The following is a 15,090-nucleotide window of genomic DNA, read 5'->3' on the forward strand; positions in this document are numbered from 1 at the left end:
GGCTGCGCCCGTCGATAGAGGTAAATACCGCGGTTATGAAATCAGTTACAAAAATTCCTTGCACGAATCAATTGCCAAAGCCGGCTACGCGGCGACGCGGCAAAGACCCAATTGCGCAGATCCCATTGCAAGGACCTTTTATGCAACCTTTTGTGCAACATTTATGCAAATTGGTTTTTCCAATAAAAACAACAACTTTGCTCGAGTTTTTGTTAACCAAGCATTTTAACATGCCGGCGGCGCACTGCTCCATCGTAAAATCATCATTGAAATCTCCGGGTCAGGTCTTCTTATTATCGCCAGCTTCGATAACTGCAGGATGACAGGCCAGGCGCCGCGCATTGCGCCCGTTTCATATATAGTCAAGCCTTTGCGTGCCGCCGGGGCGGACCGCCGGCCCCGGCACGGCCCGTCCGTCGCGGCCCGAACATAATGAATTTTCTGGCGCCCCGGGCGCTCCAGCTTCCGTATCGACTTTTTGATCATGACCACGAACTCCGCACAGAACGACCCTTCCCAACTTTCCAAGAGCTTCGAACCCAGCGAAATCGAATCACGCTGGTACGCAAAATGGGAGCAGCGCGGCTATTTCGTGGGAGGCCGGCATGTGGCTCCGGCACCTGGTTATGCCAGCCAACCCTATGCAATCCAGTTTCCGCCGCCGAATGTAACGGGCACTTTGCACATGGGCCACGCCTTTAATCAGACAGTCATGGACGGCCTGGTGCGCTATCACCGCATGCGGGGGGACGATACGGTTTTCGTTCCCGGCACCGACCACGCGGGAATTGCCACGCAAATCGTGGTGGAACGCCAGCTCGACGCACAAAAGATATCGCGCCACGACCTGGGGCGCGAACGCTTCGTCGAAAAAGTCTGGGAATGGAAACAAAAGTCGGGCAATGCCATCACCGAACAGTTTCGCCGCCTGGGTTCATCGGCGGACTGGAAACGTGAATATTTCACGATGGACGACAACTTGTCGCGTGGAGTCGTCGAGACCTTTGTCCGGCTGCATGAACAAGGGCTGATTTACCGCGGCAAACGCCTGGTGAACTGGGATCCGGTACTGGGCACCGCGGTATCCGATCTGGAAGTCGTCAGCGAGGAAGAAGACGGTTCCATGTGGGAAATCCGCTACCCGCTCGTCCAGCCCGAAGGCGGCCTGACCCACTTGGTGGTCGCCACCACCCGGCCCGAAACCATGCTGGGCGATGTAGCCGTCATGGTCCACCCCGACGACGAGCGCTACGCGCACCTGGTCGGGCGCAAAGTCATGCTTCCTTTGTGCAATCGGGAAATCCCCGTGATTGCCGACGACTACGTCGACCGCGAATTCGGCACCGGTGTCGTCAAGGTTACCCCGGCGCACGATTTCAACGACTACGCTGTGGGACAGCGCCATGGCCTGGACATGATCAGCGTGCTGACGCTCGATGCCAGGATCAACGACAATTCCCCCGCTGCCTACCAGGGGCTGGATCGCTTCGAGGCGCGCAAAAAAGTGGTTCAGGACCTGGAGGCGATCGGCGCCTTAAATGGCGTCAAACCGCATAAACTCATGGTGCCGCGGGGCGACCGCACGAACACGGTCATCGAACCCATGCTCACCGACCAGTGGTTTGTCGCCATGAGCAAGCCCTCCCCCGAAGGCACCATCAACCCGGGCAAAAGCATTACCGAGGTAGCGCTTCAGGTTGTGAGCGACGGCCGCATCAAGTTCTATCCCGAAAACTGGACGACCACCTACAACCAGTGGCTGGAAAAAATCCAGGACTGGTGCATTTCGCGTCAACTGTGGTGGGGCCACCAGATACCAGCCTGGTACGCCGAAGACGGGCAGATTTTCGTTGCGCACAACGAAGAGGAAGCCGCCAGGAAAGCGGCGCAGGCCGGCGTCAGCGGCACGCTGACTCGCGACCCCGACGTGCTCGATACCTGGTTCTCTTCGGCCCTGGTGCCGTTTACCGACCTGGGCTGGCCCGAGCAATCTCCCGATCTGGCGCGCTACCTGCCGTCCAGCGTATTGGTAACCGGCTTCGATATTATTTTCTTCTGGGTCGCCCGCATGATCATGATGAGCATGCACCTGACCGGCGAAGTGCCGTTCCGCGATGTCTACGTGCACGGGCTGGTGTGCGACATGGACGGCAAGAAAATGAGCAAATCCAAGGGCAACACCATAGACCCGGTCGATCTGATCGATGGCATTGGCCTGGACGAGCTGCTGGCCAAGCGTACCACGGGCCTGATGAATCCCAGGCAAGCGGCCAGCATCGAAAAGAAAACCCGCAAGGACTACCCCCAGGGCTTCCCTGCCTACGGCACCGATGCCTTGCGCTTTACCATGGCGGCTTATGCAACGCTGGGGCGCAATATCAATTTCGACCTGAAGCGCTGCGAAGGCTATCGCAACTTCTGCAACAAGCTCTGGAACGCGACGCGCTTCGTCTTGATGAATACCGAAGGACACGCCTTGGGCGGCGCCGGCCAGGGCGAGCTGTCGTTTGCCGACCGCTGGATCGTCAGCCAATTGCAGCGTCTCGAAAGCGAAATCCAACGCGGTTTCGACGATTATCGCTTCGACAATATCGCCAATGCGCTCTATCGCTATATATGGGACGAATACTGCGACTGGTACGTCGAACTGGCCAAGGTACAGATTCAGAGCGGCACTGCGGCCCAGCAACTGGGTACTCGCCGTACCCTGATACGCGTGCTGGAAACGGTATTGCGGCTGGCACATCCGATTATTCCGTTCATCACCGAAGAGCTTTGGCAAAAAGTCGCTCTGGTGGCCGGAAAGCGCACGGCCGCTGAAGAAACCAGTATTTCGGTACAGCCCTACCCGATCGCCGATTCCGATCATCTCGATGAAGAGGCCGAGGCGCAAATTGCCGAGCTCAAGGCGCAAGTCGAAGCGGTACGCGCCCTGCGCGGCGAAATGAACCTGTCGCCGGCCCAGCGTGTGCCGCTTATAGCCTTGGGTCACCAGGACACGCTGCAGTCCAATCGGCCGTATCTGGCTGCGCTTGCCAAGCTGAGCGATGTGTCCATCGTCGAGCATTTGCCCGATTTGGGAGCGCCGGTGCAAGTCGTCGGCACGACGCAGCTTATGCTGCATGTGGAAATCGATGTAGCCGCCGAGCGGCTGCGCCTGGGCAAGGAAATCAGCCGCCTCGAGAACGAAATTGCCAAGGCCAATGGCAAGTTGTCGAACGCAAGCTTCGTCGAGCGCGCTCCGGCGGCAGTCATCGAACAGGAAAAAGCTCGGCTGGCACAGTTCACTGATACGCTGCACACGGTCAGCGCGCAGCTCGGCAAGCTGTGATGTAGAACTCTTCCTGGAGACAGTGGCGCGGGGGCTGGCCGTCAAACGTGTTCTTGAATGTTCCTCGTTCTTGAGGCGCGGGGGTGGCGGCCCAGGCGGGGTGGGGCTCGCATCGTCCGGTCCTGGCTTTGCCAGGACTGCCCGCGGCCGGCGCCTGGATCGGGCGGTCGCGGAACTCGCGTCGTCCACAGCCCCCCGGGCTGTGGACGCCCTTGACGCTCAGACAACCGCTCCCTTGCATCCCGATCCAGGCGCCGGCCGCGGCGGACTCAACGCTCGCCCCACCCCGCCTGGGCCGCCACCCCCGCTTGCATCTAAGTTTTTTGGACGATATCCAGGCCTGCGTTTTTCGGATGATCGCAGGCCTGCGCTTTTTGCATGCTTAAGGACCTGCCTTTTTTGCATGAAAGAGGCTTTATCTACGTGAGGGTGGGCCTGTCAGCGATTTGGGCCAGGAATTTTTCGTCGGCCCCCGAAAGCAGGCCTTGCTCGCGCGCGTGGGCTATCAAGTCGGGGCGCCGGGCCAGCGTCAACCGCAAAGACTGCTGGCGGCGCCACACGGCAATGTTGGCATGATGCCCCGACAGCAATACCGCCGGCACGGGCTGCTCGCCGTATTGCTCCGGTCGCGTGTAATGAGGGCTGTCGAGCAGCCCGGTCAGGACGGTATTGAATGAATCCTGCAATGCCGAATCGGCGTCGTTCAGTGCGCCCGGCAGCAGGCGCACGGCGGCGTCCATGATGGCAAGAGCTGGGATTTCGCCGCCCGACAGCACAAAGTCGCCGATGGATATTTCCTCGGTCACGCAACGGTCTATGAATCGCTGGTCCACGCCTTCGTAGCGTCCGCAAATAAGGATGGCTCCGCCTGTATCCCGCAAACGCTCGGCCATCGATTGATCGAAACGCTTGCCGGTCGGGCTCATCAAAATTACCGCGGCGGGAACATTTGACGCCGGATCGCCAGGCGAAGCGGCTTCGCTGCGCTGCTCCTGGGCGGCGTGCACCGCCTGTTCCAGGGGGTCGGCCATCATCACCATGCCCGGGCCGCCGCCATAAGGGCGATCGTCCACAGTACGGTGAACGTCGTGGGTATAGTCGCGCGGATTCCACACATTCAGGGACCAGAGCCCCTGCTTATGCGCGCGCCCCGTGATGCCTTGATCGCGGACCACACCAAACATTTCCGGAAACAGAGAAACAACGTCAAAGCGCATAGCAGTGCCTCGAACTAGAATTCGACCGGCCAATCGCTTTCGATACGTTTTCCGGCTACATCGACCACATGAATATGCGCATTGACAAATGGCACCAGCACTTCATGGGGAAGGCCCTTGGCATTCAATACGGGAACCAGTTGGTTTTGCTCGTCCAGAGTGGCGCCTGCCACACGCAAAATCGCGTGTGCGCCATTGTCGACGACCTCGACCACCTCGCCTATCAATACCGGTCGGCCATCCTGGTCGCCGAACAGACGGCAGCCGATCAGGTCGATCCAATAGTATTCGTCGTCTGCGGCAGGTGGAAACGCGCTGCGCGGCACCCAGACTGTATAGCCCTTGAGCGCTTCGGCGCTGTCCCGATCGGGCGCCAGATCCAGTTGGGCCACGATCGTGGCGCCTTGAGGGCGGCAGGCCGATACCTTGACGGCTCGCGGCAAGGGCAAAACGCCCGTATTTCCCAACACGGGAACGGGCGCTCTCAACCACCAGTCTTTGACCTTGAGCAGGACATCCGCCTGGGCCGAGTGCGGCTGGATCTTGACCCAGCCCTTGACCCCATATGCGGATACGACACGCCCCAACTCTACAAGACCATCGGGTATCCCGGCGCCTTGGGTATCAGGCATTATTGCTGCTCAATAGCCGTACGCTGAACAAAATGCTCAGGCAGCGGCTTTGGCGGAGAATTCTTTTACCAGACGCTCGACGGCAAGCGAAATCTGCGCACCATTGTCGGCCCAATACTGAACCCGATCCAAAGCCAGGCGCAGGTTTTCCTGACCTTCATTGGCAACAGGGTTGTAAAACCCCACGCGTTCAATAAAACGACCATCGCGACGGTTACGCGAATCGGTTGCTACAACGTTGTAAAACGGACGCTTCTTCGAGCCGCCACGGGCTAGACGAATCACAACCATTGGTAATCCTTTGAAAATACTGTGAAAAACGAAAGATTCTAGCACTTTTACAGGCTTGTGAGCAAACCGATTTGCCGGAAAACATTAAATACCGCATCAAAACACAACACCCGATGCGCCGGCATGCGTGTGGGGGCGGACACCAGGCCCCTCCCTGCGCTACCGCCTAGTGACTTCCAGTAGGGCATCTACCGACGGGGAAAAGTGGCAATCAACGATGAATCCGGAAATTCGGAGTCAGCGGCGGGCCAGGAAATGAGTGGCGCCCGCTGCGGACTCGACCTGCGTCAACAAGGTGTTGCCGGTTTGCTTGGCAAAGGCCTGGAAATCCCGGATTGCGTGCGGATCGGTAGTAATGACCTTGAGCACCTGGCCGCTCTGCAACTGTGCCAGCGCTTTTTTGGCGCGCAAAATAGGCAATGGACATTTCAGACCCGAGGCATCCACTTCGATATCGGGATCAGGCAAAGCTGCTGTTTCGTTCATGATGACAGAATAACCTTCCAGGTAAAACCTAGGCTTCCAGACGAGTGCGCACCCATGCTTCAACGCTGGACATCGCTCCGGGCAGCGCAGCCAGATCGGTGCCTCCGCCCATGGCCATATCGGGACGCCCACCGCCTTTGCCGCCCACCTGGGCCGCCACAGCGCCGACCAGCTCGCCGGCCTTGACCTTGGACAGAAGGTCCGACGTCACGCCGGCAACCAGGCTGATTTTTCCTTCGGCTTCGGCCGACAACAACACAATGCCCGATTTGATACGGCCCTTGAGCTCGTCGACAATGCCGCGCAACACCTTGGGATCGGTGCCATTCATTTGCGCCACCAGCAGCTTGGAATCGCCCGTCAGGGCCACAGCCTTGCTGACCAGATCGAGGCCGGCCTGCGAGGCCAGCTTGCTCTTGGCCTGATCGAGATCGTGCTCGGCCGCTTTAAGCTGATTCTGCAACAGGCCAATGCGCTCGACGAGTTCGGCCGGCTGGGATTTGAGCAAACCCGCCGCCCGCAACAGAGTGGCATTGGTTTGCTGCACCCAGCGCAGCGCGTTATCGCCGGTAATGGCTTCAATGCGGCGTACGCCGGCAGCCACTCCCCCTTCGGAGAGAATTTTGAACAGGCCTATATCGCCTGTGCTGCCCACATGAGTGCCGCCGCATAATTCACGCGAGAAACCGATATCCAGCACACGCACTGTGTCGCCGTATTTTTCGCCGAACAAAGCCATGGCGCCGCCCTTCACCGCCTCGTCGTAGGCCATGACTTGCGCGTTGACCGGCTGATTGGCGAGGATCTCGGCATTGACGATTTGTTCGACCTGAACAATTTGTTCGCTGGACATGGGCGCATCGTGCGCGAAATCGAAACGCGTTTTTTCCGCGTCGACCAGCGAACCGCGTTGCTGCACATGGCTGCCCAACACCTGCCGCAAAGCCTTGTGCATCAGGTGGGTGGCCGAGTGATTGCGTACGGTACGGGCGCGGCGCTGCGCATCGACTTTCGCGTCGACCCGGTCGCCCACCGCCAGGGAGCCATTCAGCACGGACCCATGGTGGCCAAACACGCCATTCTGAATTTTTTGCGTATCGGACACCTGGAAACTGGCGGAACCGGTGCTCAAGGTGCCCGTATCGCCAACCTGCCCGCCGGATTCCGCATAAAAGGGCGTGGCATCGAGTACCACAATGGCTTCCTGGCCCTGGGATACCGAATCGACCGACGTGCCCCCGACATACAGGGCGGTAACCAGGCCCTGGCCCTGCAAATGCTCATAGCCATCGAAACGCGTTTGTACCCCGTGATAGCTCAGGCCTTCAACGGCCTTGAACTTGCCGGCGGCACGGGCTTGCTCGCGCTGGCGCGCCATGGACTGCTCGAAGCCGTCGAGATCGACGTCAACATTGCGTTCGCGGCAGATATCGGCGGTCAGATCGACCGGGAAACCATAAGTATCGTAAAGCGTAAACAAGGTTTGCCCGTCGAGCACGCCGTTTTCGGGAATATCGGCAAGCGCCGTATCCAGAATCTTCATGCCGTGCTCAAGCGTTTCGCTAAAACGCTCTTCTTCCTGCTTGAGCACTTGTTCCACCCGTGCCTGATTTCTGGCCAGCTCGGGATAGGCCTCGCCCATTTGAGCTACCAGGTCGGCCACCAGCCGAAAAAAGAAAGGTTGCGACTGGCCCAGCTTGTAGCCATGACGCAAGGCGCGGCGCACAATTCGCCGCAGGACGTAACCACGCCCTTCATTGCTGGGGATGACGCCATCGACAATCAGGAAGCTGCAGGCGCGTATGTGATCGGCAATAACCTTGAGGGAATTATTGGCCAGATCGGCGACCCTTGTTTCGCGTGCCGCAGCCTTGATCAGCGCCTGAAACAGATCTATTTCATAATTGGAATGAACATGCTGCAAGACCGCGGCGATGCGTTCCAGGCCCATGCCTGTATCGACACAGGGCTTGGGCAGGCGCGGCATATTGCCGGCGGCATCACGCTCGAACTGCATGAACACCAGATTCCAGATTTCGATGTAGCGGTCTCCGTCTTCCTCGGCGGACCCCGGTGGCCCACCCCAGATTTCGGGGCCATGGTCGTAGAAAATCTCGGAACAAGGGCCGCACGGACCCGTGTCGGCCATTTGCCAGAAATTATCGGAGGCATACCGCGCGCCCTTATTGTCGCCGATGCGCACAATACGTTCGACCGGCACGCCGATTTCCTTGGCCCAGATGTCATAGGCCTCGTCATCTTCCTGATACACCGTCACCCACAGCTTTTCGGCCGGCAGCCTGTAGACCGCGGTCAATAGTTCCCAGGCGTTATGTATGGCCTCGCGCTTGAAATAATCGCCGAAGCTGAAGTTTCCCAGCATTTCGAAGAACGTGTGATGCCTGGCCGTATAGCCGACATTTTCCAGATCGTTATGCTTGCCTCCCGCCCGTACGCAACGCTGCGAGCTGGCGGCTCGCGTGTAGGGCCGGGTTTCCTTGCCGGTGAATACATCCTTGAACTGCACCATGCCGGCATTGGTAAACAGCAAAGTTGGATCGTTACCCGGCACAAGCGAGGACGACGCCACGATGTGATGGCCTTTGGACTCAAAAAACGATAAGAATTTTTGACGGATTTCGGAGGTCTTCATTGCAGAAAAGCGCTAATTTAATGGGTAACGGTCGATTATAGAGGCTGTTGCTAAAAAAACACTAAACCATGTCCAATCGCAACAGGCGGCCAAGACTGAACCCTGCGCCAATCACGGCTATTCGACGCATAGGTAACCCACGGTCCGCCCCTCGGGCGGCGGGTGGCTGCCGCTATCGGAAATGGTGGTCATTGCAAAACCAGGAGGACAACTGCAGGCGCCGGTCGCCGGATTCGCCGAAGAACTCCCGCTGCCGGTCCTGCAGCCATACAGCGTATTGACCGAAAATCCGCCGCCGCCCCCACCGCCAGCCTGCCGCCAGGAATAGCCGCGACAGATCAGCAAACCGCCAAAAGACTGGCGTGCTACCGCCCCATTCTGGCTGCAAGGGGTAAACGCCGCCTCTTCAGCGCCAATAGTCAGGTAGTTCTTTATTGACAAAGACCCCCCGGTCTTGAGATCGCCCGCAACGCTTGCCGGCCCGCGAAAATCCGGGTCACGCTCATCGTGCACCCGCAAATAATCCAGATGCGCCAACTGTCCCGCCGTGACCGCCATGGCCAAAGTGCCGACGGGCAAGGCATCCATGCCCATTACAGGTGGATTGGAATAACCGAAGGCTGCACCACCGACATGATCGGGACGCAGGCGCGACACAACGCCTCCCCAGCCCTGCGCCGCGAGCAACCATTGCGCGATCATCTGCTCGTCGACATGGCCGCGGCGTACCATGGCCCGGGTACTGTGCACCAGGGCTTCGAGCCGGCAGGCGCCGGCCCCGCATGAACCGCTGCGCATCAGCACGACGGCGGCCGACAGGCCTCCGGTGCCGCGCTCGGGAAAGCCCGCCGACAAAAGACCATCGGCCTTGAGCTCGGCCACGCTGGGTGCGGACCAATTGGCATACCCTTTATGCGCCAGCTCTGTTGTGCCCGATGCCTTGAGCAAGGTTTGATCGTAGCGTTCGATATACGCTTGCACCGCATTTTTCACCATGGCCATCCAGGCAGCCGAAGACTGAGCCGCCCCGTCGTTGATCCTGTTGGCCAGGGTGCCTGCGCCCCATACCGCCAGCAAGGTCGCGATCAGCACCGCCAGCGTCAATTCCAGCAGGGCATATCCTTGCTGCCGATGCATGGGGGCCTCCTAGCTGGCAGTGAAGACAAAAGTATTGACATCGCCCCTGGCGCACTTGGACTCCGCCGTCAAGGCGCTGTAGGCGGTCGCATCGTCTTTTACCGTAGCCGCCGATTGCCCATCGGGAGCCACGGTAATGCTGTCGGAAACCCGCTGCATGACCGACGCAATCGCGGGGCACGCGGCATTATTCACCCGGGACAGGGTGATCGCAAAGGCGGCGCCGGCCGCGGCCGGACCGACGGTCACTTCGCCGTCGGTACCCAGCCCGTGCAGCACCTTGATCGTTGCGTCGGCTCCCGATACCGAGAAAATGCTGGATTCACGTACCAGATTCGCAAAATTGGGAGTGTCGATTTCGGCATAAGGAGCAGACGAACCATTGGGTACATTGACCTTGGTCTGCAGAATGAAGCGCGCCAGTTCTTCACCTACCTTGGGTACCTTGTTTTCGACGACATAACTGCCTATGGCCGGAATCCCGATAATCGCCAGCAGCAATACGATGGCCGTCACGATCGATACTTCGATCAGGGAAAATCCTTGTTGACGATGCAGGCCGTGCCGCAGAGGCAGGCAGCGCGGCTGAACCGCGGTGGTAATAACAGACATGACAACTCCTCGATGACACGCTTGCCACTATTGGCTTGCGTAAAAAAACATCAATGCCCGACGCAGTTCGTCGATCACCGCGTAATGCCACAAGCCCAAACCCAGCAAGCCCGCCACGCACAGCAGCAACAAACACCAGCGCATTGCGAGAGCCTGGCGCGACACCGTCGTAAGCACCTGCGCCTTCAATCGCTGGCGGGCCAGAACCAGGCCCGTGTCCAGCCCGCGCGCCATCGCCATGTCGCTCAGAAACCAGAACAATTCAGGATCAAACAGCCCCGTGTCAAAGGTATCGGCGCCGACCAGGCCGACGTCGATGCGTGCCAGCATGGCATCGAGGTGCCACACGCTCCAGGCCGAAGCCCCGGCTTTCTGCATGGCCACTGCGGCTCGCAACTGAGTCGAACCGGCTCCCTGCCGCGTCAGCACAATAGTCAGCACCGCCATGAAGCGGACCGCGTTGACATAGCGGTATATGCGCCACAAGGAATAGCGGTCCAGGAAATTGCGCACGCGGCCGGAAAAATTAGGCAGGGACCACAACAGCAATAGCCCTCCCCCCGCCAGGAAGACCGCGACGAACAGCCAATGCCCCTGTATCCAGGAAGACAATGAGAACAGATGCCGCGTCAGTACCCCGTAATATTCGGCCGGTACCGCATCGAAGGTGCGACGCAAATGAGGCACAGTAAACAAGGGCACAGCCAATAATAGAGATGCCAGCACAAACAGCGCAACCATAGCCGACCAGAGCGTCGAATAAAGGATATCCCTGGCAAGCTGCATTAACCGCACCGCATCGCCAAGATCATGCAGCGTGCGTATCAGGGGAGCGTTGCCGTGCGCCTGGGCCGCCCTGATCAGACCCAGCTCAGCCGTTGGAAAACACTCGAGCCAGGTCACGTACAGATCGCCGCCGGTAGCCTGGTAGGCTTGCGCCCAGCGGCCCGACAGGCGGCCGCGCACCGACGCCTCTCCATACCGCCAGGCGTCATGCTCGAAGATTTCGCGCAAAGTGCGCCGACCCTGCATCCCTTCCATAAGTGCGGCAAGATACTCGTAATAATCGGCGCGCCCGGAACGAAAACGCCAACGGTCCACACGCGAGGCAAGAAGTTCCAGGCCCTGCAACAGCGGGTCGGCGAGCTGTGCAAGGCTCATGCCACGACTCGCAAGCCACAATCGCCGCGCACGCGCAGCAGACGCTCATAGGTTTCGAAGGACTGAAACCGCAGTTCAATTTCCCGTGGATCGATTTCCCCACGCAGCGCTTTGTGCATAGCGCACTCCATGGCGGTCCCCGCTTCCATTGCACTGGATCCGGCCTGTGGCTGGGCGGTGTAGCGGAATTCGCCGTACTTCGAAGAATCGGCTCGCTGAATAGCTTCAAGAAACTCGGGATGCAAAGACGGCTCGATATATTCGGCCGCCACGGTTCGTCCGGCATAACCGTTCAATGCGGGCGCCTGCGGATTCTGGCAATGCCGGCAACCCTGCAGGTTGCGGATTTTCAGGGAATCGGGATCGCAGACGCACAAACGCCGCAAACGATCGAGCCACGTACGCCAGGCGGCACCTTCTCGATGCCGGCCATCGAGGCCCTCGCCGCCCGCCAGCAGGCGCGCGGCCGGCAGAGCGCAAAACGGGCATAGCCTGGGCAGCAGCACCTGATAAACCAGCAGTTTGAGCACACCCGGACAGGACAGAAAATCGCGCGACACACCGATAAAGTCTGAAGCCAGCCGTTCGCCCACAAGCATTGCCGACGGAGCATGCGTCGTGGTGTACACATTCACGCCCGAGCCGGCCAGATCCATAAACGCCCTCCCCGATTCCCGATCGCGAATTTCACCCAGCAGGACATCATTCATGGCCGACCGTTTAAGCGTTCTGAGCTTGGCCGCGTAAGCATCGTGATCTGTTGTATCGAGATCGCGCACGACTGTATTTTGTATGGCGCGAGGAATCAGATACTCGACCGGATCCTCGACGGTAATGATCTTTCGATGCTCGGGAATCCCCGCCATCAGCGACGCCAGGGTCGTGGATTTGCCGGAGCCTACCGTGCCGGCAAAAACAATGGCGCCCCCTTCCGACACCATGACACGCTCGATGGCGCTGACTTGATGAGGCAAATAGCCAAGCTGGTCCAGGCTCTGGCCGATCGCCGCTTCGCGCTTGAGCAGGCGCAGGCACACACTGGGCCCTTGATCGGCAGCCAGCGACGCCCAGCGCAGCAAAACCGTTCTGCCGTCCACCTGTCTGCTCAATTTTCCCTGCTGCTCGATCAAGGGATCGAAAACCGCGCCATTGCCGCCGTGTATGTCCATCCAGGCAACAGACAGCATGTCGACCAGGGTACGCGTAGGCATGCGGCGAAACCGTTCAGGGGCCACATAGCGTCCCGCCAATGTATATTTGATTTCGGATTCCGACTCGTTCATGCGAACGTTCAGATGCACGTCGCTCGCACCGTGCCGTACGCCCCATTCAATGATGTCCTGAAAAGCGCCCGCCAACGCGGTTCTGGCCTGGGCCGAGGCAAGATCGCCCCCGCACGCACCGGGCTGAACCGGCATCTGATTGCGGGCAATTGCCAGCAGCAAGGGAGCAGCCAATATATAGCGTTGCGGCAACGCCAGGCGATAACCGCTTTCGGCTACCCGCCTGGCCAGCTCATCGGCCTGGTCGCTGCCCGCATGCTCGGCCAGGGCAAAAATCGCCACGCTCTGATCGGCCAGTAGCACGGGACACAATCGGCCGGCCAGAGACTCGACCTCGAAATCAGCGCTTAAGGATCTGGACCATGCGGGCTGCAAGGCAGCCAGCTCATCCGGACCGGAAATCAACACGGCACGGGACACGTCGAAACGCGCCGCCGATAGCGGCAATCTGGGTGCGGGCGCGGCAAACCGGCGCAATGAACTCAACATGGCTTTACCTCCCCGCCCAAAGCGAAGGATGCAGGCACAATGTATGCGATTCCTCCTGGCGCTCAAGCTGCACGCACGAACCTGTTATGCCGCGCAGCATGAAAGCCGCGGTGCCGGCCTTGACCCCGACCGGCAAAGCCTGGCCGCGCATATAAATATGCGGTTGAGATCCCACCAGGACCTCGGCCAGCAGTTTTTTTCCTACTCCGTAAATGGCCACCAGCTTGAGTCCGCCGCCGTGAGCCAGGGCCGCGCTGGATTCGGACGCGGACATTGGCTTGCCTTGGCCACGGAGCCGACCCTTTGCCTGGCTCAATGCCAGTTCGGTATCGAGGCGCATAAGTTCGCGCACCGACATCTGCTCGCTCGTCAACTCGTCAATGCCCTGCGCGCCCGCCGGGCCAAGCAGGGCCAGCAGCATCGGGACGAGACATGCCGTGGCTTTCCTCAGGCAAGTCGCCCGCAGAAAATTCGCGCTCTTCGACGGCCGGACGTACAGACTCGGTTTCATACAGATCTCCTTGAAAAGACACTGTCAGACGGCTGCTTTTAAGGCCGACCTGTCCAGTGTCGTGCATGGTCAAAGATATTTTTTTCCAAGCCATGGAATCGGTGTAAGGCAGTAGCAGGCTGCCTGAACGCAAAGGCCCGCTGATTTGTACGGAACGCACGGAATACGCCGGCAAATGAGCCGGCCGGGGAAGAATCCGGCCCTGGGCGTCGCGCGGCGGCACGACCTTGATGGCCCGCGGCCTGCCAAGCTGGATTTGCGTAAAAGCCGGCTGTATGGCCTGCAAGGAGCTGAACAGATAGCGCTCATTGCCTGCGCTGCTTTTGAGCGCATGCTGATTCAGGGGTAAATCCGCCAATGCGATATGCCACACCGACAGAGCCTGGTCGATGGAGATGAACTCGATAATCCATGACGCCGGCGCTTTCGCAAGCAAGAGCTCATTGCTGGCCTCGGAACCACGCCTGTCGTAGCGGGCCTGACAGCGCCAGCCGCGGGCATGGGGCATACACGCCGCGTTCACCAGAAACCAGCCCGCGATCCTGACAGGCATGTCATACAGACTATGCAAAGCCGTACGGGTACCCTGCACGCCGTGCATGACAATCTCGCGACTGGCTCTGGCCAAGGCGCTCTCCCAGGCCTTGCCGGGATCCATCTGTTGCGCCGCAGCCGGCGTTCGAGCTGCGGGCGATATCAGCTTCCATAGCCGCGGCAGCAGCAATGCCAGAAGCAATATCAGGACGAACCACTGTATTGGCCGCGGCAAGGCCCGACGCCAGTGGCTTACAGGCAATAGCCGGGCTTGCCGCCCGCTGGACGATTCGATCAAGGGCAAGTCCACGGAATCTATGGAAGGAGGCATGCCCACCATCGCCAGGCGCGGATACGCCTGTTTCAGTTCTTCCAGGACGCTTTCGGCATCGGATCGGCAACGAAACAATCTATCAGTGCGAGCCACCACGGCCCCTTCGTGAACCGCGACCAGCCAGTGCCGGGACGGACCGAGTTCGAGCAGCAAGGCAATGGTGCCGGTGGCAAACAAATGCGCGACGCTTTGAGCGGCCGAATTCAGGACTTGCCCGCGTTGGGTGCGATCCAGCTTAAGCCTGGCCAACCCCACGGCAGGCGCCGTTTCCCCGGAAAAAACCAGATGCGTGGCACCGTGCCGCCTGGCTATGCGATACGCGACCCGGCTTGCTCGCCCATTGATCAGCGGCAGCCAGTCCAGGCCAAAGACCAGGGAGGCCGAGGCACCAGGCAAAATCAACACGTCATCCATGGCCC

At 59.6% G+C, this 15,090-nt stretch carries 12 protein-coding genes; 1 reads left to right on the forward strand and 11 read right to left on the reverse strand.

The features are described from left to right. Positions 1-484 precede the first annotated feature (484 nt). On the forward strand, positions 485-3,331 hold the full coding sequence (locus tag LSG25_RS04230) for a valine--tRNA ligase (RefSeq protein WP_232743464.1): 2,847 nt from the start codon (positions 485-487) through the stop codon (positions 3,329-3,331). Between the two features lie 419 nt (positions 3,332-3,750). On the opposite strand, the gene trmD is transcribed toward LSG25_RS04230, so the two are convergent. The 11 genes from trmD to LSG25_RS04285 form a co-directional block, all read right to left on the reverse strand. After that, positions 3,751-4,548 (reverse strand): tRNA (guanosine(37)-N1)-methyltransferase TrmD, encoded by a 798-nt coding sequence (trmD, locus tag LSG25_RS04235; protein WP_232743465.1) that lies wholly within the window; start codon positions 4,546-4,548, stop codon positions 3,751-3,753. A 14-nt stretch (positions 4,549-4,562) separates the two neighbouring features. Next, positions 4,563-5,180, reverse strand: coding sequence for a ribosome maturation factor RimM (rimM, locus tag LSG25_RS04240; RefSeq protein WP_232743466.1), 618 nt, complete (start codon positions 5,178-5,180; stop codon positions 4,563-4,565). A gap of 36 nt (positions 5,181-5,216) precedes the next feature. After that, positions 5,217-5,471 carry a 30S ribosomal protein S16 gene (gene rpsP, locus LSG25_RS04245; RefSeq protein WP_232743467.1) on the reverse strand — a complete coding sequence of 85 codons (255 nt, stop codon included), beginning with the start codon at positions 5,469-5,471 and terminating at the stop codon, positions 5,217-5,219. Positions 5,472-5,708: 237 nt separating this feature from the next. Continuing rightward, on the reverse strand, positions 5,709-5,957 hold the full coding sequence (locus tag LSG25_RS04250) for a sulfurtransferase TusA family protein (RefSeq protein ID WP_232743468.1): 249 nt from the start codon (positions 5,955-5,957) through the stop codon (positions 5,709-5,711). A 28-nt stretch (positions 5,958-5,985) separates the two neighbouring features. Then, positions 5,986-8,610: an alanine--tRNA ligase gene (gene alaS / locus LSG25_RS04255; protein WP_232743469.1), complete on the reverse strand. Its 2,625-nt coding sequence runs from the start codon at positions 8,608-8,610 to the stop codon at positions 5,986-5,988. A 117-nt stretch (positions 8,611-8,727) separates the two neighbouring features. Further along, positions 8,728-9,747, reverse strand: a complete 1,020-nt coding sequence (locus LSG25_RS04260) for a type II secretion system protein (protein ID WP_232743470.1) — start codon at positions 9,745-9,747, stop codon at positions 8,728-8,730. A gap of 9 nt (positions 9,748-9,756) precedes the next feature. After that, positions 9,757-10,359 (reverse strand): type 4 pilus major pilin, encoded by a 603-nt coding sequence (locus LSG25_RS04265; protein ID WP_232743471.1) that lies wholly within the window; start codon positions 10,357-10,359, stop codon positions 9,757-9,759. 27 nt (positions 10,360-10,386) lie between these two features. After that, positions 10,387-11,520, reverse strand: coding sequence for a general secretion pathway protein (locus LSG25_RS04270; protein WP_232743472.1), 1,134 nt, complete (start codon positions 11,518-11,520; stop codon positions 10,387-10,389). Beyond that, positions 11,517-13,292 carry a GspE/PulE family protein gene (locus LSG25_RS04275; protein ID WP_232743473.1) on the reverse strand — a complete coding sequence of 592 codons (1,776 nt, stop codon included), beginning with the start codon at positions 13,290-13,292 and terminating at the stop codon, positions 11,517-11,519. Before LSG25_RS04275 ends, LSG25_RS04270 begins: the two co-directional genes overlap by 4 nt. Positions 13,293-13,296: 4 nt before the next feature. Then, on the reverse strand, positions 13,297-13,713 hold the full coding sequence (locus LSG25_RS04280) for a hypothetical protein (protein WP_232743474.1): 417 nt from the start codon (positions 13,711-13,713) through the stop codon (positions 13,297-13,299). Continuing rightward, complete coding sequence (locus LSG25_RS04285; protein WP_232743475.1) at positions 13,670-15,085, reverse strand: hypothetical protein; 1,416 nt, start codon at positions 15,083-15,085, stop codon at positions 13,670-13,672. The genes LSG25_RS04280 and LSG25_RS04285 overlap by 44 nt, the downstream gene beginning before the upstream one ends. Positions 15,086-15,090: the final 5 nt, after the last annotated feature.

This window comes from Paralcaligenes sp. KSB-10, from assembly GCF_021266465.1.
Lineage (GTDB): Bacteria > Pseudomonadota > Gammaproteobacteria > Burkholderiales > Burkholderiaceae_B.